Here is a 22,904-nt window from a genome sequence, read left to right on the forward strand (position 1 = left end):
GCCTCAGCGCTGGTGACGGATACGTGGATTGGCCAGGCCGTAGAGAATATCCACGACGAAATTGACCAGAATGACCAGGCAGGCGATCAGCAGGATGCCGTTCTGGACCACGGGATAGTCACGGGCGCCGATGGCTTCGATCAGCCATTTGCCGATGCCCGGCCAGGAAAAGATGGTTTCGGTCAGGACCGCGCCTGCCAGCAACGCGCCGACCTGCAGGCCGAACACCGTCAGCACCGGGATCAGCGCATTGCGCAGGCCATGCACGAACACCACCCGCGCTGGCGACAGGCCCTTGGCGCGAGCAGTGCGGATGTAGTCCTCGCGCAGCACTTCGAGCATCGACGAGCGGGTCATGCGGGCGATTACCGCCAGTGGAATGGTGCCAAGCACGATGGCCGGCAGAATCAGGTGCATGAGCGCATCCTTGAACGCGCCTTCTTCGTCACTGAGCAGGCTATCGATGAGCATGAAGCCGGTCCGCGGCTCAATATCCAGCAAGGGATCGATGCGCCCGGATACCGGCGTCCAGCCAAGGCTCACCGAGAAGAACATGATCAGGATCAGGCCCCACCAGAAGATCGGCATCGAGTAGCCGGCCAGAGAAAGCCCCATCACCCCGTGATCGAACAGCGAACCGCGCTTGAGGGCGGCGATCACGCCGGCGAGCAAACCGACGACGCCGGCGAAGAACAGCGCCGCCAGGGCCAGTTCGAGGGTCGCCGGGAACAGCGTGGTGAACTCGCTCCAGACGCTCTCGCGAGAACGCAACGATTCACCCAGATCGCCCTGGGCGAGCTTGCCGATGTAGTCCAGGTACTGCACCGGCAGCGGCTTGTTCAGGCCCAGGCGCTCCATGGCCTGGGCGTGCATTTCAGGGTCGACCCGGCGTTCGCCCATCATCACTTCGACCGGGTCGCCGGGGATCAGGCGAATCAGGGCAAAGGTCAGCAGAGTGATACCGAAGAACGTCGGAATCAGCAGGCCCAGACGTCGGGCAATAAAACTCAACATGCTTGGTGTACCTCATCAGCCGGCCAGCCCGCCATCGGGGCGGCTGGTCCGGATTGCGCCGCCGGCTCCCGTGCAGGCTGCCAGCGGTCATTGTTGTCGTGCTACTCCACCCGGGTTGTGGCGAAGTTATTGTTGGTCAGAGGGTTGAGCTGATAACCCTCCACATTCGCACGCATGGCCGTGAACACTTTCGGATGGGCCATGCTGATCCAGGGTTGGTCGCCATCGTACACCGCCAAGGCCTTGAAATAGAGGTTTGCCCGTTGATCTTCGTCGATCACGGTGCGCGCCTGACTGATCAGTGCCTGAAACTCAGAGTTGCACCAGCGTGCATAGTTCTCGCCGCTTTCGGCCGCATCGCAGCTGAGCAGCGGAGTGAGGAAGTTGTCCGGGTCGCCGTTGTCGCTGCCCCAGCCTGTAGAGACCAGATCGGCCTCGCCGTTTTTCGCCCGGCGCAGCATCTCGGCCCACTCCATCACGCGGATTTCAAGCTTGATGCCGATCTGAGCGAGGTCTGCCTGGAGCATCTCGGCAGACAAGCGCGGGTTGGGGTTGGTCGGGCCGCCGCCGTTGCGCGTGAACAGGGTGAGCGCGGTGCCGGGCGGCACTCCGGCCTCTGCCAGCAACGCGCGGGCCTTGTCCAGATCACGAGGAGGGTTGTGGTTGTCGGTATTGAAGCCGGACATGCTTGGCGGATAAGGGTTTACCGCCATCAGCGCGTTGCCTTTGCCGAACAACTGGTCGACATGCGCCTGGCGGTCGAAGGCCAGGTTGATCGCGCGGCGCACGCGCACATCGCTGAGGTATTTGCGCTGGGTATTCATGGCGATATAGCCGGTGACCAGCGCTTCCAGCTCTGCCACCTTCAGGCGTTTGTCCTGCCTGATCAAAGGCACATCGTCAGGCTTGGGATGCAGCGCGACCTGGCATTCGTTGGCGTGCAGTTTCTGGACCCGCACGTTGTTGTCGGTGGCGATCACGAATATCAGCGGGTCAGCCGGCGGCTTGCCGCGGAAATACTCCGGGTTGGCCTTGTAGCGCACCTGAGCATCCTTGCGATAACGCTGGAAGATGAACGGACCGGTACCGATCGGCTTGCTGTTGAGCAGGTTGGGGGTGCCGGCCTTGAGTAGCTGATCGCCATATTCGGCGGAGTAGATTGAGGCGAAGGCCATGGCCATGTCACGCAGGAACGGCGCTTCCGGCCGATTGAGGGTAAAGACCACGGTGAGCTGATCGGTCTTCTCGACCGACTTGATCAGTTTGCTGAACGCCATGCTCTCGAAGTACGGATAACCGACACTGGTCTTGTTGTGCCAGGGATGGTTCGGATCGAGCTGACGGCGAAAACTCCAGAGCACGTCGTCGGCGTTGAAGTCGCGCGTCGGCGTGAAGTAATCGGTGCTGTGGAATTTGACCCCTGGGCGCAAGTGGAAGGTGTAGGTCAGGGCATCGGCACTGATCTCCCAACGCTCGGCCAGCGCTGGCTGGATATCGGTGGTGCCGGGTTTGAAATCGACCAGGCGGTTGAACACGGTCTCGGCCGAAGCGTCGGCAGTCACTGCGGTGGTGTACTGAACGATGTCGAAGCCCTCAGGGCTGGCCTCGGTGCACACCACCAGCGGCTTGGCCGCAACGTTTGCCGCTGCGGCGAGGGTCAACAGGGCTGCCAGGGCAGCGCGTAGGGATAGAGATGTCATGCAACCTCCCTGCTATGAATGATCCAGCGTAGCCGCCACGGCCGGCCTCAGCGAGCCGCGGCGGCTACGGTCAAAGGATGTTGAAAGGGATGGTGGTGACGATGCGCAGTTCATCCAGGCTGCCGTCGGACTGCGCCTTGCTGGCCCGGTGGGTGGTATAGGTAGCGCGGATGCTGGTGTCTTTCAATGGGCCGCTCTGCAGCACATAGCTGCTGCCGACACCCCACTCGTAGTGGGTCTCGCCGTCCAGGCCGCGCACGTCATAGGCCGTACCGCGGTAGTGGGTGCCGTCGATGCCCCAGCCGCGGGCGTTGTACAGGTTGAACTTGAGTCCGGGCACGCCGTAATAAGCCATGTTCAGGACATAGGCCAACTGCAGCGATTTCTCGTTGGGGCCGTTGAAGTCCGAGAGTAATGAGTTGGCCAGGTAGATGCCGTTGGTTTCATGCAGGTAGTCGAAATACTCGTTGCCCATGACCTGCTGCCAGGACGCCGTCAGGCTGTGCGCCTGATGAGTCAGTCCCAGCGACAGGCTGTAGGTGTCGTTATCGATTTTACCGAGCTTCTTGCGGCCTTCGTCCTTGGTTTTGTAGTAGTGCAGGGCGCTGGTCAGGCTCAGGCTTGCGCTGTCTCCCAGCACATGGTTGGCGCCGAAGTAGTACTGGTTCCAGAAGTCATCCACCTTGGCCGCGTACAGGCTGGCGCTCAGGTTGGGCAGCGGCTGATAGTTGAGGCCGACGGTGCTGGCGCGGTCGGTTTCCAGGCCAGCAGCGCCATACTCGCTGCGGAACTTGCTCAAGCTTTGTTCGGTACGTGGCGAGACTCGGTCGAAGCTGGCGAAGTCGAACGAGAGCTTGTCGAATTCGGCGCTGTGCAGGCTGACGCCTTGAAAGCTCGAGGGCAGAGCACGGTTGCCGATGCTGGCAAGCATTGGTGTGTCGAGCGACTGGCGGCCCGCAGTCAGGGTGGTGTTGGAAATCCGCGCCTTGATATTGGCCAGGCCGGCTTTGCTCCACTGGTCGAGCGGGTCGCCATTGCTGTGGGTCAGGGTACGGTTGTTGGGGCCGGCCACCGAGCGGCGGTCGCGCTCCAGGGCTACAGCGTTGTAGGCCGCCACTTCTGCGGCGAAGCCGACGGTGCCCTGGGTGAAGCCTGAGCTGTAGTTGAGGATGCTGCCCTGCAGCCAGTTGCTGCGGCTATGCGTGTCGTGGCGGCTGCCGTCGCTTTTGCTGTACTTCCACAGCGGCGCGCGTGCTGCGCGTTCGCGGGCATACCAGTTGCGGGTGCTGCCGGTGACGCTTTGGCCGTCGAAAAAGCCGCTGGCGTCAGCCTGGGCACTGGGCCTGAGCTTCAGGGTGAAGAACTCATCGCCGAGCGTGTCGGCCTGGGCGACCGTGCAGAACGCACCTAGCGACAGTGCCAGTGCAGTGGTTACGGGTAGTTTCATGGCTACAGCTCCATTGTATTTTTAGTTATCGCCGCGCCTTGTGAGCGCGGGGTGGTTGCGGTGTTGCCGGAGGACGCGGGGTGTCCGCGAAGAGGGCGGGCGCAGCGGCTCAATCGACGCTGACGCCAGTGAAGGCATTGCGGCCAAATGGGCTGACCTTGAAGCCCTGGACCCGAGTGCTGAGCGGCTGATTGACCGTCGAATGGGCTACCGGGGTAATGGGTACCTGCTGCTTGAGGCGCTGCTGGGCCTGTTGATACAGCGCGCTGCGCTTGGCGGGGTCGGTGACCTGTTTGGCCTGCTGGACCAGTTGGTCGTACTCGCGATCGCACCAGCGCGAGTAGTTGTTGCTGCCGATGGCGGCGCAGCTGTAAAGCGTGCCCAGCCAGTTATCGGGGTCGCCGTTGTCGCCGGTCCAGCCGATCAGGGCAACGTCATGCTCGCCACTTTTCATCCGCTTGACGTATTCACCCCACTCGTAGCTGACGATGCGCACCTTGAAGCCGAGCTTGTTCCAGTCGGCCTGAAGCATCTCTGCCATCAACTTGGCGTTGGGGTTGTAAGGACGCTGCACGGGCATGGCCCAGAGGGTGATTTCGGTGCCGGGCTTGACCCCGGCCTCGTCCAGCAGGCGCTTGGCCTTGGCCGGGTCGTAGAGGGCGTCCTTGATGCTGGTGTCGTACGACCATTGCGTCGGCGGCATGGCATTGACGGCCAGTTGCCCGGCGTCCTGGTACACCGCCTGCAGGATCGCCTGCTTGTTGACCGCCATGTCCATGGCCTGGCGCACCTGCAACTGGTCAAACGGCGCGTGCTGAGTGTTGTAGGCGATATAGCCGAGGTTGAAGCCCGGCATGCTCAACACCTGCATGTTGTCGTCAGTGCTGAGCATCGGCAGGTCGGCAGGCCTTGGATTCAGGGTCACCTGGCATTCGTTACGCCGCAGCTTCTGCATCCGCACCGACGGGTCGACGTTGATCGAAAAGATCAGGTTGTCCAGCTGCACTTGCTCAGGCGCCCAGTAGTGCGCGTTGCGCTTGTAGCGGATCTGCGAGTCTTTCTGATACTTGCTGAACACAAACGGCCCGGTGCCGATGGGCTTGCGGTTGATGTCGGTCGGGCGGCCGGTGGCGAGCAGCTGCTCGGCATACTCGGCGGAGAGGATCGAGGCGAAGCTCATGGCGATGTTCTGGATGAACGCTGCATCGACGCTATTCAGGGTGAAGTTGACGCTCAGCGGATCGTTGCTTTCGATCCTGGCGATTTTCTTGTCCAGGCCCATGCTGACGAAGTAGGGAAACTCGCTGGGGTACGCCAGGCGGAAGCGGTGCTGACGGTCGAGCATGCGCTGGAAGGTGAACAGCACGTCATCGGCGTTGAAGTCGCGGCTTGGCTTGAAGGTTGAACTGCTGTGGAATTTCACTCCCGCACGTAAGTTGAAGGTGTAATGCAGGCCGTCGTCGCTGACCTGCCAGCTTTCGGCCAGCGCCGGTTGCACTGCGGTGCCGCCGCGCTCGAACTCGACCAGGCGGTTGTAGATCGGTTCGGCGGCGTCATTGTCGGTGGCGCTGGTGTACTGGGCGGTGTCAAAGCCGGCCGGGCTGCCCTCGGAACAGAACACCAGGCTGTTGCCATGGCTGAGCGATGCCTGGGTCAGCAAGCCCAGGCCTAATACAACCGAATACAGCGGAATATGGCGCATGGCAGATCCTTCTCCTCATCCAATGTCAGCCGCAGCGGGGGCGCTGGAGCGGCAACAATTGCTCGTTCCTGACGTTACGTCGGGAGGGAAGGGGGCGACAGGTTGTGATTTCCCCAAGGGCTGTAGGGATTTTCCGACGGAAGTGGGGGATCCGTCCGATGGCCTGATTACAGCGCCCACTGCCAAGGGCTGGCAGTGGGCCTGGCGGGGTTATTTGGCGACGCTTACGCCGTAGAAGGAGTTGAGGCCGAACGGGCTGATCTTGAAGTCCTGCACTGTGCTGCGCATCGGCTGGTACACAGTCGAGTGAGCGATCGGGGTAATCGGCACCTGCTGTTTGAGGATGTGCTGCGCCTGTTGGTACAGCTCGCTGCGCTTGGCTTGGTCAGGGGTGGCCTTGGCCTGCTTGATCAGGTCGTCATAGGGCTTGTAGCACCACTTGGAGAAGTTGTTGCCGTCGACCGCATCGCAGCCGTACAAGGTGCCCAGCCAGTTGTCCGGGTCGCCATTGTCACCGCTCCAGCCGATCAGCATGGCGCCCTGTTCGCCGCCTTTGGAGCGCTTGATGTACTCACCCCATTCATAGCTGACGATCTTGGCCTTGATGCCAACCTTGGCCCAGTCGGCCTGCAGCATCTCGGCCATCAGCTTGGCGTTGGGGTTGTATGGGCGCTGCACGGGCATGGCCCACAAGGTGATCTCGGTGCCTTCCTTGATGCCGGCCTCCTTGAGCAGCTGCTTGGCTTTTTCCGGGTCGTAGGGGGCGTCCTTGATGCTGCTGTCGTAAGACCACTGGGTCGGCGGTAGGGCATTGACTGCCAGCTGGCCGGCGCCCTGGTACACCGATTCAATGATCTGCGGCTTGTTCACCGCCATGTCCAGGGCCTGGCGAACCTTGAGCTGGGCCAGCGGGTTGGGCTGGTTGCTGCCTTTGATCTGGTCCATCACGTTGTAGGCGATATAGCCCAGGTTGAAGCCAGCCTGGTCAGGCATCTGCAGGTCTTTGTCGGCCTTGAGCGGCTGGATGTCGGCCGGTCGCGGGAACAGTGTCACCTGGCACTCGTTACGCTTGAGCTTCTGCATGCGCACCGAGGCGTCGGTGGTGATGGCGAAGATCAGGTTGTCGAGCTTGACCTCACCGGCTTGCCAATACTGCTTGTTGCCCTTGAAACGGATCAGCGCGTCCTTTTGATACTTGTTGAAAACGAACGGGCCGGTGCCGATCGGCTTCTGGTTGATGTCGGCCGGCTTGCCCTGCTTTAGCAGTTGATCGGCGTATTCCGCTGACTGGATCGAGGCAAAGCTCATCGCCATGTTCTGGATGAACGCTGCATCTACCTCATTGAGGGTAAATCGCACGCTGTGCTCATCGATTTTTTCGACGCTGGCGATGTTGCGGTCCATGCCCATGTCGGTGAAATAAGGGAATTCGCTGGGGTAGGCCTTACGGAACGGGTGGTTCTTGTCGAGCATGCGCTGGAAGGTGAACAGCACGTCATCGGCATTGAAGTCGCGGCTCGGTTTGAAGTACGGCGTGGTGTGGAACTTGACCCCTTCGCGCAGGTGGAAGGTCCAGGTCTTGCCGTCGTCGGAGACGTCCCAGCTGGTCGCCAGCCCCGGAATCACCTTGGTGCTGCCGCGCTCGAACTGGCTGAGGCGATTGAAGATGGTCTCGGCCGAAGCGTCGAAATCGGTGCCAGTGGTGTACTGACCAGGATCGAAGCCTGCCGGGCTGCCCTCCGAACAAAACACCAGGTTGCTCGCGGCGCTGGCCGACGGCGCTCCGGCGAGCAAGCCTGCGCCGAATAAAAGCGGAATGACTGCATGTTTGAGCATGATGGCCTCATTGTTGTCATTTTTAGCTGAGATGGCCTTGTGAGCCGACCCTTCGATCTTTATGCGTGGCAGATTGGCAATGCAACAGTGTGGGTGATAGCTGGCAGGCGGAATGTGGAACGAGCGTACGATAATGTCGCCTGGGTGTAAGTAATGGCGAAGTTGATCGTTTGCGCGGCGAAGATGGCGGCTTTTTGCCATATGTTGCGCAGCGGGATGTCAAGGAAGAAGCGCCGCTTTGGGGCGTAGGAAAGGGCTTAAAGCGATGTAAGAAGGGGCCGCAAAGCGGCCCCCGGTATAACGTGCAGATCAATCGATCAAGGCATCAGCACTTCAATCAAACCGTCAGCATTCATGCTGACTTCACTGGTGCCCGCTTCGATTTCAGGCGCCACCGCCGCCTCATCAGCCCCCATGGCTTTCATCGCCATTGGCGCGCTGCGCATGTAAGGGCGCGGATAGCCGCTGCTGTTCAGGTTCAGGTTGACCACCTTGTAACCCTTGCCGCCGAGGGCCTCGGTCGCCAGCTGAGCGCGAGCCTTGAAGGCATTTACCGCATCCTTGAGCAACTCGTCTTCGCTGGTCTTGCGCGTAGTCTGGGCAATGGAGAAGTCCATGCCGCCCATCTTCAGGTCCTGCAGCAGCTCGCCGGTGAGTTTCGACAGGGTCGGGAAGTCGGCGCTCTCGAGGCGCAGCTCGGCACGCTCGCGCCAGGCGGTGATCTTCTGACCCTTGGCATCGTAGACCGGGTAGCTGTTGCGGCTGCCCTGGCTGATTTTCACTTCCTTGACCTGACGCGCCTGCTGCATGGCCTTGTTCATGGTCTCGGTAATGTCCTTGGCCAGCTTGCCCGGATCGCTGTTCTGAGCTTCGCTGTAAAGGGTCACGACCATCAGGTCGCGGGGCACTTCCTTGCTGACTTCGGCGCGCAGCGAGACCTGGTTGTAACGCGGCTCTTCAGCCAGCGCCGGGAGGCTGGCCAACAGGCCGCAGGAAAGAAGCAGGGCAGTGCTGCGACGAGACATATGCATAGGTGACTCCTTGGCGAAGAATAGGCGTGGCGAGTAATTGTCCATGCCACGCATGGCCCATAAGACCGGTTTCAGTGTAGTGGGTTCAAAAGTGCCATCATCAAGCTGTGACAAAGTGTGGCGCTTTGCCGCAGCGCTGCAGTGCAAGGCCAGGCTTGGGTATACTCCCGCCGATGTCCCTGGAGCACTCATCAGGAGAGCTCATGCTCGCTGCCGCACAACCGTTGTCTGCAACTCGCCAGAACCTCTGGCGCCTGACCGTTATTCGGGTCCTGGTGCTGGCCGCCCAGGCCGGCTCGGTCGGCGTTGCCTACTGGACCGAACTGCTGCCGCTGCCGTGGCTGTCGCTGGCGGCAACCCTGGCGCTGTCATCGCTGCTGTGCGCCTTCACCGCCTTGCGCCTGCGCCTGTCGCTGCCGGTTACCGAACTCGAGTACGCCTTCCAGCTGGCCTGTGACCTGCTGATTCACAGCGCCTTGCTGTACTACTCGGGTGGCTCGACCAACCCGTTCGTCTCCTATTACCTGGTGCCGCTGGCGATTGCTGCGGTGACCTTGCCGTGGATCTACTCGCTGGTGCTCTCGGGCCTGGCCCTGGTCGCCTACAGTCTGTTGCTGGTGCAGTTCTATCCGCTGGAAACGCTGCCGCTGGCGCGCGACACCATGCAGGTCTACGGCATGTGGCTGAGTATTGCCCTGGCCGCGGCGGTGATCACCTTCTTTGCCGCACGCATGGCCGAAGAGTTGCGCCGCCAGGAGCAATGGCGTGGCGAGCGCCGCGAAGAGAGTCTGCGCGATGAGCAATTGCTGGCCGTCGCCACGCAGGCCGCCGGTGCCGCGCATGAGCTGGGCACGCCGCTGTCGACCATGAGCGTACTGATCAACGAGATGCGCCAGGACCATCACGACCCGCAGTTGCAGGAGGACCTGGCGATCCTGCAGGACCAGGTCAAGCTGTGCAAACAGACCCTGCAGCAACTGGTGCGCGCCGCCGAGGCTAACCGACGCATGGCCATCGTCGAGCAGGACGTTACCGCCTGGCTCGACGAAGCACTCAACCGCTGGCACCTGATGCGCCCCGAAGCCAGTTACCGCTTCCAGCGCCTGCGCGATGGCGAGGTGCCGCAACTGACCCCACCGCCCGACCTGACCCAAGCGCTGCTGAACCTGCTTAACAATGCTGCCGATGCCTGCCCGGATGACCTTGAAGTGCGCCTCGACTGGAACGCCGAGGACATCATCATCAGTATCCGCGACCATGGCCCGGGCATTCCTCCGGCCATTGCCGAGGCCATCGGCAAACCCTTCTTTACCACCAAGGGCAAAGGCTTCGGTCTTGGCCTGTTTCTGAGCAAGGCCAGCGTTACGCGTGCGGGCGGCTCGGTGAAACTCTATAGTCATGAGCAGGGCGGCACGCTTACCGAGCTGCGCCTGCCCCGTGGCAAGCGAGGAGATGAATGATGACTGATGAAACCCAGATCGACGGCGAAGAGCTGCCGCACCTGTTGCTGGTAGACGACGATGCCACCTTCACCCGGGTCATGTCCCGAGCCATGAGCCGCCGCGGTTTCCGCGTAAGCACCGCATCGTCGGCCGAGGAAGGTCTGATCCTGGCCCAGCACGACCTGCCCGACTATGCCGCGCTGGACCTGAAAATGGACGGTGATTCGGGCCTGGTGCTGCTGCCCAAGCTGCTCGAGATGGACCCGGAAATGCGCGTGGTGATCCTCACCGGTTACTCGAGCATTGCCACTGCGGTCGAGGCGATTAAGCGTGGCGCCTGCAATTACCTGTGCAAACCGGCTGATGCCGATGACGTGCTGGCGGCGTTGCTGTCCGAGCACGCTGATCTGGATTCGCTGGTACCGGAAAACCCCATGTCGGTGGACCGCCTGCAGTGGGAACACATCCAGCGCGTGCTCGGCGAGCACGAAGGCAATATCTCCGCCACGGCGCGGGCGCTGGGCATGCACCGGCGCACCTTGCAGCGCAAGCTGCAGAAGCGCCCGGTACGCCGCTGAGGTGAGCGCTGCCGGCTGGGTCGAGTGGCGATCCAGCCGGCAGCGTGTACTTCACCCGCGCGTTACCTCCGCCTCCCGTGCCACGGTCTTGTGCGCTAGCAGCGTGTAGATGCACGGCAGCACAAACAGCGTGAACAAGGTCCCGATCGACATCCCGGTGGCAATCACCATACCGATGTCAAAGCGGCTGACCGCCCCAGCGCCTGTCGCCAGAATCAACGGCACCATGCCGAACACCATCGCCGCGGTTGTCATCAGCACTGGCCGCAAGCGGATCGCCGCCGCCTCTTCGATGGCTTCGCGCACATCCAGCCCCTTGTCCTTGCGCAGCTGATTGGCGAATTCGACGATCAGAATGCCGTGCTTGGTAATCAGCCCGATCAACGTCACCAGGCCGACCTGGGTGTAGATGTTCATGCTCGACAGGCCCAGGAACAACGGCAGCAAGGCCCCGCAGATCGACAACGGCACCGTCACCAGAATCACCAGCGGGTCACGGAAGCTCTCGAACTGCGCCGCCAGCACCAGGAAGATGATCGCCAGCGCCAGGCCGAAAGTTACCCACAGCGCGCTGCCTTCCTGGACGAATTGCCGCGATACCCCGGCGTAGTCGAACGAGAAGCCTTCTGGCGCTTCTTCACTGGCGATCTGCCGCACCGTCGCCAGCGCTTCGTCCATGCTCACCAGTGGCACGCCCTGAATGATCGCCGAGTTCAGTTGCTGGAACTGGTTGAGCTGGCGCGGTCGAGCACGGTCGCTCAGGGTGATCAGGGTCGACAACGGCAGCAGTTGGCCCTGGTTGTTCTTCACGTAGTAGCTGTTGAGCCAGTCGGGATTGTCGCGATAGACGCGTTCGACCTGGGCGATGACCTTGTAGCTGCGCCCTTCGAGGGTGAAGCGGTTGATCTCGCCTTCGCCGAGCAGGGTGGCCAGGGTGCCGCCGAGCACGTCCATCGACACGCCCATCTGCGCCGCCTTTGCCCGGTCGATGTCGACCACCACCTCGGGCTTGTCGAACGCCAGGTCGATGTCGAGGAAGGCGAACTTGCCGGACGCCTGCGCGCGCTCCTTGACCCGCTGGGCGACCTCGAGCAGCGCCGGGTAATCACCGGCAGTATTGATTACGAACTGGAACGGCAAACCTTCGCCAGTGCCGGGCAGCGCCGGCAGGTTGAAGCCGAAGATCTGCAGGCCGGCGATTTCGGCAAGCTTGGCCTGGACCAGTGGCAGCAGCTCCATCTGGCTGCGCTCGCGCTCGTTCCACGGCTTGAGCAGGAAGCCACCGATGCCGCTCTGCACGCCATTGAAGCCGTTGATCTGGAACGACGAGTAATACTCCGGGAAGCCTTTGAAGATCCCGGTGTACTGATTGGTATAAGTGTTCAGGTAATCAAGGTTGGTCGGCTGCGGCGCACTGCTGATCATGAAGATCACGCCCTGATCCTCGTCGGGCGCCAGCTCGTTCTGGGTGAACTTGAACAGCACCGGGATCAGGCACAGGATGATCACGGCAAACACCACCACCACCGGCCTGGTGTCGAGGGTGCCGTGCAGCAGCCGTTGATAACGCAGCTTGAGGCCGTCGAAGATCCGGTCGAGGCGATGCGCCAGGCCACTGGCGTTCTGCTCGCGGCGCAGCAGCAACGCGCACATCATCGGCGACAGAGTCAGGGCGACGATGCCGGAGATCACCACTGCACCCGCCAGGGTCAGGGCAAACTCCTTGAACAGCGCACCGGTCAGGCCTTCGAGAAAACCAATTGGTGCATACACCGCAGCCAGGGTGATGGTCATCGACACTACCGGTATCGCAATTTCGCGGGCGCCTTGCAGCGCCGCATCGAACGGCGTCTTGCCTTCCTCGATATGGCGATGGATGTTTTCCACCACCACGATCGCATCGTCCACCACCAGGCCGATCGCCAGCACCATCGCCAGCAAGGTCAGCAGGTTCAGCGAGTAGCCCATGGTCTGCATGAAGAACAGCACGCCGATCATCGACAGCGGGATGGTGACGACCGGGATCAGCACCGAGCGCAGCGCGCCGAGGAACAGGAACACCACGACGATGACGATCAGCACCGCTTCGCCGAGGGTCTTGATCACTTCGTCGATGGAGGCCTGGATAAACAGCGTCGCGTCGTAGGCAATCGACACCTTGAGCCCGGCCGGTAGTTGACCTTCCAGCTCCGGCATGACCCGCCGCACTTCCTTGATGACCTCGAGCGGGTTGGCCGACGGCGTGGCCTTGATGCCGATGTACACCGAGGGCGTGCCGTCGAACGAGCTGACCGTGTCGTAGTTCTCTGCGCCCATCTCGACCCGGGCGACATCGCCGAGCAGCACCCTGGTGTCGCCGGCCGTCTTCAGCGGCAATGCAGCAAACGCCTCCGGTGATTTCAATTCGGTGGTGGCGTTGATGCTGGTGACCACGTACTCGCCCTTGACCTCGCCTGCGGCCGAGAGGAAGTTGTAGCGGCGCACGGCATCGGTGACGTCATTGGCGGTCAGGCCGAAGCCGGCCAATTTGACCGGGTCGATCCAGATGCGCATGGCAAACACCTGGTTGCCGAGGATCTCGGCCTCGGCCATGCCCGGTAGGGTCGCCAGCTTGGGCTGGATCACCCGTGACAGGTAGTCGGTGATCTGCGGGTTGCTCATCTGCTCGCTGTAGAAGCTGATGTACATCAGCGCCGAGGCGTCTGCTGCCTCCTTGCTCAATACCGGCGCTTCGGACTGCTGCGGCAGCTTGTTGCGCACTTCGTTGGCCTTGGCCAGCAGCTCGGTGAACAAGCGGTCGCTGTTGGCGCCAACCCGTGCGTAGATCGAGATGATAGAGAAGTTCTGCCGGCTCACCGAGGTCATGTAGTCGATGCCTTCGGCACTGGCCAGGCTCTGCTGCAGCGGCTGGGTGATATAGCCCTGGATGGTCTCGGCGTTGGCCCCGGGGTAGGCGGTGGTCACCGTGATCAGGGCGTTTTCCATTTGTGGGTACTGGCGGATCTGTAGTTTGCTCCAGGCCTGAAAGCCGAGCAGCAGGATCAGCAGGCTGACCACACTGGCCAGCACCGGGCGGCGGATGAACGGGTCTGTGAACGCCATGTCAGCCTCCTGCTCAGTTGCCGCGCGGAGCGCTGGCTGGGGTGGTCGACGCTTGCTCGGTGATCTGGATGGCGGCGCCCGGGGTCAGTTTCAGTTGCCCGGCACTGACCACCCGTTCTCCCGCCTGGAGCCCCTCACTGACCACCACCACACCGTCACGGCGCTCGCCGGTGCGGATGGTGCGTTGCTCGGCGATCAGCTGCGGCTTGCCGTCGGCGGCGTTTTCCGGCTGGCCGTCTGCGTTCTGTTTCGGGCTGACCACGTATACCGAGTTGCCGTACAGGGTGTAAGTGATGGCGCTCTCCGGCACTACCACCTGTGGCTGAGGATCGGGCAGCAGGACCAGCAGGCTGGCAAACATCCCCGGCAGCAACTTGCCATCGGGGTTGGCCAGGCTGGCGCGGACCAGCAGGTTGCGGGTGTTCTCGTCGACCTTGGGGTTGATCGCGCTGAGCGTGGCATTGAAGGTCTGGCCAGGGAACGCCGCCACCTGCAGCAGCACTTTTTGGCCGAGGGCCAGTTGCGGCAGGCTCTGCTCGGGCATGTTGAAGTCGACGTACAGGCTGGACAGGTCCTGCAGGGTAGCGATCACCGTACCGCTGGCAAGAAAATCGCCGATGTCGACCTGACGGATACCAATGGTGCCGCTGAACGGCGCCTTGATGCTCTTCTTCTCCAGCGAGGCCTTGAGCTGATCGACCACCGCCTGGTTACGCCGGTACTGCGCAGTCAACCGGTCGAACTCGCCGCGAGAGATAGCCTGGTCACCAACCAGCTGACTACCACGGCCGTAGTCCACCTTGGCCAGGCCTAGGTCAGCCTGGGCGGTGCCGAGCAGGGCGGCTTCCTGATCGCTGTCCAGTTGCAGCAATAACTGGCCTTGCTTGACCTGCTGGCCAGACTCGAAGTGCAGCGACTTCACCGTGCCGGCCTGCTCCAGGCTCAGCTCGACGCCCTGCAACGCCTTGAGGCTGCCGACAGCCGGCAGGCGCTGCTGCCATGGGCGCTGCTCAGCCGTTGCGGCGGCAACGCTGACCGGCGGTTTCGGTGCGGTAAACATCTGGATCTGCTGATAGATCGAAAAGGCCTTGTAGCCCCCCAGAATCAACACGATCAACAGCACGATGGCCAACATGATCAGCATGCGCCGGCGCAGCATAGGTCCACTTCCCTGGAGGTAGTCATTGTTATGGCTGAGGCACGACCACGGGCGTTCCTGCCCACGTGCGAATGCACTGAGTATCGCTGGTTTTCAGTGAGTAGTGTTTCGAATGGGCCGTTCGTTGATCTAAATCTGCCCAGCAATCGTTGAGCGAGACAAATAAATCGCGGCATCCCGCGAACATCGAACGCACGCTGTCTTTGTAGGAGCGGCCTTGTGTCGCGAAAGGCGCGCGTAGCGGGCCCGGGATTTGCGTAGCGCCAAAGAATGCTGGGGCCGCTGCGCAGCCCATTCGCGACACAAGGCCGCTCCTACAGTGGACCGCGCATGTCGATGGAACGCGGGTGCCGGGGCGCCGGAACGATCGCGATAGGCCAGCGCAGCTGGCCCCGGCTATCCGACGGCTCTATCTGATCAAACCAGATGCAGATGGTTATCCCACAAGCCAGACGGCAGCTCCAGCGGCTGGCCCACAAGCTGCTGTTTGCGGCAGTCGTAGAAGCGGCAACGGCCTTGGCCGGAGGTGACCACAAAACCGTCCTTCACCGCACCCACGCCGGCGCAGTCGGGCATCGGTGCGTCGAGCTTGATCGCTGCCGTGTCCAGGTCCCAGATGAACAGCCGGTTGGCCCGCGGCGCAGTCAGGGCGACCAGCCGCAACTCGCTGTGGATGGCCACACTGGCGGTGTACTGAGCCATCGACTGCAATTGCCGCTCCGGCACCGGGAATGCCTGGAACGGTTCGCCCGGGCGCTTGATCGCCAGCAGCTCGGCGGTCTCATCCGATGCGCCCATGAACTGCTGGCAAGCGACCAGGGTGCCGTCGCTGCCGATGGCCAGGTGGCGCACGCTGTTCATCTGCTGGCCGAGGGTTTCCTTGGACAGCAGGGTGCCATCGCGCTGCATCATGACCAGGCTTGGTTGCATGGCGTTGAGGTTCATCTCCACTCGGCTTTCGGCTTCGGTACGGATGCCGCCGTTGGCCACTACCAGGGTTTCGCCGTCGGGCATCCACGCCAGCTCGTGCGGGCCGATGCCGTGGGTCGAGATCTCGCCGCTGTGCACCAGGCGTTCACCGTCGAAGCGATACACCCCGAGTACGCCACGGCCCGGATCGGTGGTGTCGTTCTCGGTGGCGTACAGCCACTCGCCGTCCTTGTGCATCACCGCATGGCCATAGAAATGCCGGTTGGGCTGCGCCGTCAGGGTTTGCAGCAAACGCCCATCACGCAGGTCGACCAGATAGCTTTCGGTGCCGGGGCGACGCGCCACGAACAGCGCAATCGGCTGTTGCGGGTGATGAATGATGGCGTGGCAACGCTGGCCCACTTCGGTGGCGAACACCTGGCTGCCGTCGAGGCGATAGCCGACGGCGTAGTGCTTGCCGTCGGCATCGTCGCGGGCCGACAGCAGCAGTGGCTCGCTGCCTTTGTTGCGCAGCAGGCTCCAGCCGCCCAGGGTCAGGGCGCTAAGGGCGATACTGGCAAGTTTCAGGGCCTGGCGTCGCAGCATGTCAGTCACCGTCGTTGGCATTGAAGCCCAGCTGAATGTTCAACGCTTTGGCCAGCTCGCCTTCGTGCAGGCGGTGAACCACGTTGAGGCTGTCGTAGATATCGTTCAAGGTCTGCTTGCCAGCGTCGTCCGCAAGCAGCTCGCCAAGGGGCTTGTCGTTGGCGGCCAGCAGCTTCAGCGCGTTGGCATAGGCGGCGTCGATCTTGTCGGCGAGGGCGCTCTGGTCCTTGCTGAGCAGGCCGCGCAAGCCGCGGTTGTCGACCCCGACCCAGACCGCCTGGGCGGCTTTCAGGCTGGCTTCCAGGCTCTTCATCGAAGAGTGGCTGCGCCAGGCTTCGGCCTGCAGCGGCTGGGCGATGCCCTTGCTCTGGCGGCCCATCGGTGCGCCGAGCTTTTTCTTCAGGGTGTCCAGTGCGGTGACCTGGGCGCGGAGCAGATCGGCGATCGCCTCGTGCGAGTCAGCATAGCGCTGGTTGGGGAACTTGGTCATCTGCGAAAGCATGCCGTCGGTGCTGTTCCAGCCCTTGAGGATCTCTTCGGCGAGGGCCTTCTGGTGTTCGCTGATGGCCACCAGCAGCGGGCAGTAGCGGGCCTTCTGCTCAGGGGTGGCGATGTCCGGCTTGCTGTCGAAGAGGATGTACTCGTAGGCCGACAGACCGCGCACGACGACGCTGGACTTGCCCAGGGTCTCGTTGTCGATCGGCTTGTCGCCGTTGACCAGTTGCTCGACCTGACGGCCGACCAGGTTTTTCTTGTCGGGCCAGAACTGTACCTGCCACGGGCGGTTGCCTTCGGCCAGCGGGCCGACCAGCAGAGGCTGCAGCTCGGCCCAGGCTTTTTGCGCGTTGAGGAAGTCGGCGCGAGCGGCGTCCAGGGTGGTTTTGCCTTCACAGTAGGACAGGGCGCTGGCGGCCAGCTGGCGGTCAGCTTCGACCCAGCGGCTGTAGGTCGGCAAGATCACCTGCTTGGCGATTGCCGCCGAGGTGACGGCCTGCGGGTCTTGCGGCGAGCAAGCACCGAGGGCGATTGCGGCGAGGCTGGTGAACAACAGTTTGGGTCGGAACATGCCCGGCTCCTTGCGCGTTAAAGTGAATTCAGAAAAGCCAGCAACGCGGCGCGTTGCTCGGCATTGAAGGTCAAGACCTGGTCGCGCGCCGCCTGCGCTTCGCCGCCATGCCAGAGCACGGCTTCGAGCAGGTTGCGGGCGCGCCCATCGTGCAGTAACTGAGTGTGGCCGCTGACCGTTTCGGTCAGGCCCAGGCCCCACAGCGGCGCTGTGCGCCAGTCCTGGCCACCGGCGGCGAACTCGCTGCGTTGGTCGGCCAGGCCGGGGCCCATGTCATGCAACAGCAGGTCGCTGTAGGGGCGAATCAGCTGGTTGGCCAGCTCCGGCTCGACGCCTGCGCTGGCCGTGGTGAACTGCGGCGTGTGGCAGCCCTGGCAGCCGGCCTGGAAAAACAGGTTCTTGCCGGCCAGCACCTGTGGTGCGTCGACGTTGCGGCGGGCCGGCACGGCCAGGTTGCGGGTATAGAAGGTGACCAGGCGCAGGATATTGTCGCTGACCTCTTTCTCGCCGTCGGCGCCGTCACCGTTGGGCGCGGCCAGGCAATCGGTCTGGGCCAGGGTGCAGTCGTCATGGGGCTTGAGCGTGCTGGTCAGGCCCATGTCGCCGGCAAAGGCATGCACGTTCTGCTGGTTGACGTTGGGCTGCCCGGCTTTCCAGCCGAAGCGGCCGAGCACGGTCTTACCCTGGGCGTCATCCCAGACCTGATTGGCGCGCCCACGAATGCCGTCGCCGTCGCGATCGTCCGGGTCGGCGTTGGCCAGAATCGCCGCTTCGGGGATTGCCTCAAGCAAACCCAGGCCGATCATCGGCGGCGCGATCCGCGCCGAGAAACGCGTGTCGGGGTGCAGCGGGCCGTAGCCGAGCTGGGTGATCTGCAATTGCGGGCGGCGCAATTCCACCGTGTGGCCGTCGGCGAAGGGTACGGTCTCGCTGCTGTAGCTGACGCGGACCTTGCCCTCGGGCTTGATGCCGGGGATGGCCATGTCCTGCAACTGCGTGCCGTAGACCGGCTCCGGGACCACGCCCAGGCGTTCGATTTCCTTGGCGTAGGCGGGCTGGTCGGGGATCGACAGCCTTACCAGCATCGACACTGCGTTGCTGTCGTCGAGTTCCGGCGGGTGCCCGCGGCCGTCGCGGACGTGGCAGTTCTGGCAGGCGTTGGTGTTGAACAACGGGCCGAGCCCGTCACGCGCTGTGGTGGTCGCCGGAGCGATTACCCACGGGTTGCGGAAAAAGCTGTTGCCCACGGCAAAGTCCAGCCGCCGTTCGGGGCTGAGGTTGGCAGAGGGTAGGGAGAAGGCCTGGCGATCGCTGCGCAGGACGGTTGCCTTGCCACCGGACAGGGCCTCGCCTGGTTCGGCCTGAGTGAAACGCGGGGCGTCGTCACAGGCGACCAGAACAGCGGCCAGCAGCAGGGGGCTTAGGCGGAGCAAGGACATCAACAATCCTGGGCTTGGGCAGAAAACCGGCGTGCAAGCTTAGCAGGACGGGATTGTTTGAATAAGAGCAATTTGCAATTACTGGATGAAATCGTTGTCAGGTTGCTGCTGCAATTGGGGCCGCAAAGCGGCCCCAATAGAGTAGGTTTACAGCCCGAATCAGAACTCGTGATCAGCAGTATCCGGATTCAGGTTGGCAATCCCCAACTTGCCCGCGGCCTGCTCGATCGCACCGGTCTGCTTGACCAGCGAAGCAATCGCATCACGCACGATCTGGTTGCCGGCAGCATTGTCGGCAGCGATCAGCTGATCGTAGTGCTCACCCTTGAGGGCATGATCGACGATCACCTGGATCTTGGCCTCGGTGGCCTCCAGGTCAGCTTTCAAGGTGGCGTCGGTAGCCGGGTCAACCTTGGCCACCAGCGACGACAGGCTCGGGCCGGTCAGCTTGCTGCCGTCGGCGCGGGTGTACTCGCCCAGGTAGACGTTACGAATACCCTTGGCATCGTAGAAGTGCGAGTAGTGGGTGTTGTCGCTGAAGCAGTCGTGTTCGTCTTCCGGCGAGTTGGCTTCCAGCGAAACCTTCATGCGCTCGCCCGCCAGTTCACCCAGCGACAAGCTGCCCATGCCGAACAGCATCTTGCGCACGCCGTCGTTGACCGGCTCCGCTTCCAGGGTGGCGCGGTAGTTGTCGGCAACGTTTGGTGCCCAGTTGCCGACCATCTCTTCGAGGTCTTTGACCAGCAGGTCGGTGACCGCCTTGAGATAGGCACGGCGACGGTCGTTGTGGCCACCGGTGGCGCCAGCGCCTTCCAGGTAGTCAGACGCCGGACGGTTGCCCGCACCTGGGCCGGTGCCGTTCAGGTCCTGGCCCCAGAGCAGGAATTCGATTGCGTGGTAACCGGTTGCGACGTTGGCCTCGGAGCCGCCCAGCTCATTCAGGCTGGCGAGTTTCTCCGGGGTCAGGTCCTTGACGTCGATCTTGTCTTCGCCAACCTGGATTTCGGTGTTGGCAATGATGTTGGCGCTGGCGGCAGGGTTGCCCAGCGCATGCTCGTAGCTCTTGTCGACGTAGTCGATCAGGCCTTCGTCCAGTGGCCAGGCGTTAACCTGACCTTCCCAGTCATCGATAATGGTGTTGCCGAAGCGGAACACTTCGCTCTGCAGGTACGGCACGCGGGCAGCGACCCAGGCATCCTTGGCGGCTTGCAGGGTTTCGTCGTTAGGCGTGGCGAGGAACGCGTCGATCGCGCTTTGCAGGGTCTTGGCGGTGCTCAGCGAGTCGCTGTAGACGGCCGAGACGAGCTCTGCATAGTGCTTGACCACGGCCTTGCCAGCCGCCTCGTCGATCGCCCCGGCGGTCGCGGCGGTGGTGCTGGCGGCAGCAGGTGCCTGGGCTTGCGGAGCGGCGGCCTTGTCATTTTTGCCTTCGCCGCAACCGGCGAGGGCGATAGCGATGGCCAGCAGACTGGCGGAGGCCAGAGGCATACGAATCATTGTTGGTTTCCTGCGTGGTGGGTTTGGACGTGTGCCGTGGCACGCGAAACCGTGACATCATGCGAAAGATTTGCATTTGCTGTAAAGGGGGGGGGCAGTGAATTCATGAAAATGCCCGCGGGTGGGGCATTTTCCTGTTCTGGCGGGGTTTACAGCACTGAGACCTGATTGCGCTGGGCCTGCTTGAGGTAGGCAGTCAGCTCGCGCGCCGACAGCGGCTTGCTGTAGTGATAGCCCTGCCCCTCATGGCAGCCCTGGGCAATGATGTAGGTCTCCTGCTCGGCGGTTTCCACGCCTTCGGCGATGACCTGCATGCCAAGGCTCTTGCCGAGCTGGATGATGGCGCGAACGATGGTGGCGTCATCGTCGTCATCGAGCAGGTCCTGGACAAAACTCTTGTCGATCTTGATCTTGTCCAGCGGCAGCGATTTCAGGTAGCTGAGCGAAGAATAACCAGTGCCGAAGTCGTCAATCGCAATCAGCGCACCTGAGCGACGCAGGCTCAGCAGGTGCTGGGCGGCGGTGCTGATGTCTTCCATCAGGCCGGTTTCGGTGACTTCCAGCTCAAGGCTGCGTGGCGGCAGGCGATAGGCCTGCAGCAGGTTGTTGACCACCCGCGGCAGCTCGTTGTGGTGCAGTTGCACGGTCGACAGGTTGACCGCCATGCGCAGCTCGCCAAAGCCCTGATCATGCCATTCGCGCAGTTGCCGGCAGGCCTGGTCGAGGACCCATTCGCCGATCGGGATGATGTGGCCATTCTGCTCGGCCAGCGGGATGAACTGGTCGGGCGGGACCATGCCCAGCTGCGGATGCTGCCAGCGCAGCAGGGCCTCGACGCCGACTACGCTGTGGTCGCGGTAGCTGATCTGCGGCTGATAAACCAGGTACAGCTGGTTGCGCGGCAGGGCTTCGCGCAGGTCCTTTTCCAGTTCGCGGCGTCGGCGCATTTCGCTGTCGACGCTGGCGATGTAGAACTGGTAGCGATTGCGCGAGCGCGCCTTGGCCAGAGTCATGGTCTGCTCGGCCTTTTGCAGGAGCTTTTCGGTGCTGTCGCCGTCCTCCGGGAACAGGGTGATGCCGATGGTCGCGCGCAGGCGGATTTCCTGCTGCTCGAGGGCAAACGGCGCCTCCAGGTCGTCGAGGATGCTCTGGGCCAGCTCGGCCGCCTCGTAAGGCTGCTCGATGTCGGCCTGGACTAGCGCAAACTGGTCGCCGCCCAGCCGGGCCAGGGCGCCGAGGCGGCCACTGTGTGCGCGCAGACGGTCGGCGAGGGCCAGCAGCAACTGGTCACCGACCTGATAACCGAATTGTTCGTTGATGCCTTTGAAGTCATCCAGACCTACGCACAGCACCGCCACTCGGCGCTGCAGGCGGCCGCCATCGACGAGGATCTTATCCAGTTGCTGCTGCAATTGCTGGCGGTTGGGCAAGCCGGTCAGAAAGTCATACTGAGCCATACGTTGCAGGCTGTTCTCGGCTTCATGGCGCAGGTGGGTATTGCGCTCGATCGAGGCCAGCAGCTGGTTGGCGGTGTTGACCCACAAACCCAGTTCATTCTTTTCGTGGCCTTTGACCAGCGGAATCTGATGCTGGCTGGGCCGATCAGGGTTGATCTGGGTAAGGTGCTCGATGATCTTCGACAGCGGCTTGGTCAGCAGCCAGTGGTAGACCAGGTACAGCACCAGGCCCATGGCCAGCGCTCGTAGTACACCGGAGATGAAGATGATCACGGCGTTGATCAGGAATTCTTTGCCATAGGCGGCAGTGTCGAGGGTGATGCTGAGGTCGCCGTAATACTCGCTGTAGGGGCCGCGGCCGACCAGTTGCGTGGTGTAGGTGCGTTCCTGACCGAGCAACAGATCGGTCAGCCAGCGCATCGACATGTCGCGCAGCGGTCGCGATTTCTCTGCGAGCATGGTTTCGTTGGGGTGGCCGATCGAGGCCATGCGCACCGAGTCATCCTGGAACAGGCCTTCCATGACCTGCATGCCCATTTCCCGGTCGAGGCTGTAAACCGCCTGCGTCGACGGGTCACGGAACATGTCGAGGATGCGCTGGGCATCGCTGTTCACCGCCTGACGCGTCTTGTAGGTGTCGTAGACGATCTGCGCACAGCTAAGGACGACGCCAACCGCTAGCGCCGACAGCAGCACTACCCTGAGCAACTTGACCGATAAGCTGTTCCGCAATTGCAGCTTCAATGGGGATTCCTTAATCCATGCGCATGCCATTATTTTGCCAGTAGTTGTGGCAAGACACTATCGACCCTTTGTTGCATTGCTACTGTATCGGTTGCGCAGGCTTGCTACTTTAGTGCTATACGCCAACTTTCCCAGAGATTTGATGTTAGCGCGCTATGCGGGCGGATCAAGCTGG

General features: G+C 62.4%; 15 protein-coding genes. 2 read left to right on the forward strand and 13 right to left on the reverse strand.

Features of this window, described 5'->3' with window-relative positions; translation table 11 throughout:
* Positions 1-3 precede the first annotated feature (3 nt).
* The 6 genes from K3F44_RS24535 to K3F44_RS24560 all read right to left on the reverse strand — a co-directional run bounded on the left by K3F44_RS24535 (position 4) and on the right by K3F44_RS24560 (position 8,730).
* Complete coding sequence (locus K3F44_RS24535; protein WP_101316749.1) at positions 4-1,014, reverse strand: ABC transporter permease subunit; 1,011 nt, start codon at positions 1,012-1,014, stop codon at positions 4-6.
* Positions 1,015-1,115: 101 nt separating this feature from the next.
* Positions 1,116-2,714 carry an ABC transporter substrate-binding protein gene (locus K3F44_RS24540; RefSeq protein ID WP_220633133.1) on the reverse strand — a complete coding sequence of 533 codons (1,599 nt, stop codon included), beginning with the start codon at positions 2,712-2,714 and terminating at the stop codon, positions 1,116-1,118.
* Positions 2,715-2,784: 70 nt separating this feature from the next.
* Positions 2,785-4,161 carry an OprD family porin gene (locus K3F44_RS24545; RefSeq protein ID WP_181089317.1) on the reverse strand — a complete coding sequence of 459 codons (1,377 nt, stop codon included), beginning with the start codon at positions 4,159-4,161 and terminating at the stop codon, positions 2,785-2,787.
* Between the two features lie 109 nt (positions 4,162-4,270).
* Positions 4,271-5,863 (reverse strand): ABC transporter substrate-binding protein, encoded by a 1,593-nt coding sequence (locus tag K3F44_RS24550; protein WP_220633134.1) that lies wholly within the window; start codon positions 5,861-5,863, stop codon positions 4,271-4,273.
* A gap of 210 nt (positions 5,864-6,073) precedes the next feature.
* Positions 6,074-7,699, reverse strand: coding sequence for an ABC transporter substrate-binding protein (locus K3F44_RS24555; protein ID WP_181108492.1), 1,626 nt, complete (start codon positions 7,697-7,699; stop codon positions 6,074-6,076).
* 317 nt (positions 7,700-8,016) lie between these two features.
* Positions 8,017-8,730 carry an SIMPL domain-containing protein gene (locus K3F44_RS24560; protein WP_101316759.1) on the reverse strand — a complete coding sequence of 238 codons (714 nt, stop codon included), beginning with the start codon at positions 8,728-8,730 and terminating at the stop codon, positions 8,017-8,019.
* Positions 8,731-8,933: 203 nt separating this feature from the next.
* Between K3F44_RS24560 and K3F44_RS24565 the strand changes: the two genes are divergently transcribed.
* Positions 8,934-10,190, forward strand: a complete 1,257-nt coding sequence (locus K3F44_RS24565) for an ATP-binding protein (protein WP_103436140.1) — start codon at positions 8,934-8,936, stop codon at positions 10,188-10,190.
* Complete coding sequence (locus tag K3F44_RS24570) at positions 10,190-10,750, forward strand: response regulator transcription factor (RefSeq protein WP_101316763.1); 561 nt, start codon at positions 10,190-10,192, stop codon at positions 10,748-10,750. Before K3F44_RS24565 ends, K3F44_RS24570 begins: the two co-directional genes overlap by 1 nt.
* A 51-nt stretch (positions 10,751-10,801) precedes the next feature.
* Here the strand turns inward: K3F44_RS24570 and K3F44_RS24575 are convergent, their stop codons facing one another.
* The 7 genes from K3F44_RS24575 to K3F44_RS24605 all read right to left on the reverse strand — a co-directional run bounded on the left by K3F44_RS24575 (position 10,802) and on the right by K3F44_RS24605 (position 22,729).
* A complete protein-coding gene (locus K3F44_RS24575) occupies positions 10,802-13,852 on the reverse strand; it encodes a multidrug efflux RND transporter permease subunit (RefSeq protein WP_220633135.1) in 3,051 nt (1,016 codons plus the stop codon).
* A 13-nt stretch (positions 13,853-13,865) separates the two neighbouring features.
* On the reverse strand, positions 13,866-15,011 hold the full coding sequence (locus K3F44_RS24580) for an efflux RND transporter periplasmic adaptor subunit (RefSeq protein ID WP_220633136.1): 1,146 nt from the start codon (positions 15,009-15,011) through the stop codon (positions 13,866-13,868).
* A gap of 417 nt (positions 15,012-15,428) precedes the next feature.
* The gene (locus K3F44_RS24585; RefSeq protein ID WP_101316769.1) at positions 15,429-16,526 is read right to left on the reverse strand and encodes a DUF1513 domain-containing protein; all 1,098 of its coding nucleotides are present in this window, start codon (positions 16,524-16,526) and stop codon (positions 15,429-15,431) included.
* Between the two features lies 1 nt (position 16,527).
* Positions 16,528-17,592, reverse strand: a complete 1,065-nt coding sequence (locus tag K3F44_RS24590) for an imelysin family protein (protein ID WP_150570806.1) — start codon at positions 17,590-17,592, stop codon at positions 16,528-16,530.
* Positions 17,593-17,609: 17 nt separating this feature from the next.
* Complete coding sequence (locus tag K3F44_RS24595; RefSeq protein WP_220633137.1) at positions 17,610-19,037, reverse strand: di-heme oxidoredictase family protein; 1,428 nt, start codon at positions 19,035-19,037, stop codon at positions 17,610-17,612.
* A 153-nt stretch (positions 19,038-19,190) separates the two neighbouring features.
* Positions 19,191-20,528 (reverse strand): imelysin family protein, encoded by a 1,338-nt coding sequence (locus K3F44_RS24600; protein WP_103436147.1) that lies wholly within the window; start codon positions 20,526-20,528, stop codon positions 19,191-19,193.
* Between the two features lie 149 nt (positions 20,529-20,677).
* Positions 20,678-22,729, reverse strand: coding sequence for a bifunctional diguanylate cyclase/phosphodiesterase (locus tag K3F44_RS24605; protein ID WP_101316777.1), 2,052 nt, complete (start codon positions 22,727-22,729; stop codon positions 20,678-20,680).
* Positions 22,730-22,904: the final 175 nt, after the last annotated feature.

Origin of the sequence: Pseudomonas sp. S07E 245 (genome assembly GCF_019599025.1) — a bacterium.
In the GTDB taxonomy this organism is placed as follows: domain Bacteria; phylum Pseudomonadota; class Gammaproteobacteria; order Pseudomonadales; family Pseudomonadaceae; genus Aquipseudomonas; species Aquipseudomonas shirazensis.